We start from the raw sequence: 1049 nt of genomic DNA, 5'->3' as shown, positions 1-1049 counted from the left end.
CCAAGGCCGGGGCCGCCTATGTGCCGGTGGACCCGGAGTATCCGCAGGAGCGGGTCGCGCACATCCTCTCCGACGCCTCGCCCACCCTCGTCATCGACGACACGGCGATGCTGGAACTGGGGGCCGAAGCACCCTTCAAGGGTGTCAGCGTCCACCCCCACGACCCCGTCTACGTCATCTACACCTCAGGCTCGACCGGCCGACCCAAGGGCGTCGTCGTCGAACACGCCTCCGTCGGCGCCTACCTCGAACGAGCCCGCGAGGTCTACCCCGACGCCTCCGGCACCGCCCTCCTGCACTCCTCCGTCGCCTTCGACCTCACCGTCACCGCCCTCTACACCCCCCTCGTCAGCGGCGGACGCGTCATCCTCACCGAACTCGACGAACACGCCGCCACCACCGGACAACCGACCTTCATGAAGGTCACCCCCTCCCACCTCGGCCTCCTCGAAGCCCTCCCCGACGAGATCTCCCCCTCGGGAACCCTCATCACCGGCGGAGAAGCACTCCTCGGCGAAGCACTGGCCACCTGGCGCACCGCGCACCCGGACGTCACCGTGATCAACGCCTACGGGCCCACCGAAGCCACCGTCAACTGCACGGACTTCCGGATCGAGCCGAGCGATGTGATGGGTTCGGGTCCGGTGCCCATCGGCCGGCCCTTCTGGAACACCCGCGCCTACGTCCTCGACCACCACCTCCGCCCCGTCCCACCCGGCGTCACCGGAGAGCTGTATGTCGCCGGCATCGTCCTCGCCCGCGGCTACCACAACCGCCCCGACCTCACCGCCGAACGCTTCACCGCCGACCCCTACGGCCCACCCGGCACCCGCATGTACCGCACCGGCGACACCGCACGCTGGACCCACACCGGCCAACTCACCTACACCGGACGCACCGACGACCAGATCAAACTCCGCGGCTTCCGCATCGAACTCGGCGAAATCCAAGCCGTCCTCATGACCCACCCCCACATCACCCAAGCCGCCGTCATCGTCCGCGAAGACCAACCCGGCGACCAACGCCTCACCGCCTACACCGTCAACACC

At 68.7% G+C, this 1049-nt stretch carries 1 protein-coding gene; it reads left to right on the top strand.

Going from position 1 to position 1049, the window contains the following annotated elements; genetic code table 11:
* The coding region (locus IE258_RS40655; protein ID WP_189750817.1) for an amino acid adenylation domain-containing protein at window positions 1-1049 on the top strand (1049 nt) is incomplete at both ends.

It is taken from the genome of Streptomyces tendae, from assembly GCF_014650435.1.
GTDB lineage: Bacteria > Actinomycetota > Actinomycetes > Streptomycetales > Streptomycetaceae > Streptomyces > Streptomyces tendae.
This window is presented reverse-complemented; position numbering and strand designations above follow the sequence as displayed.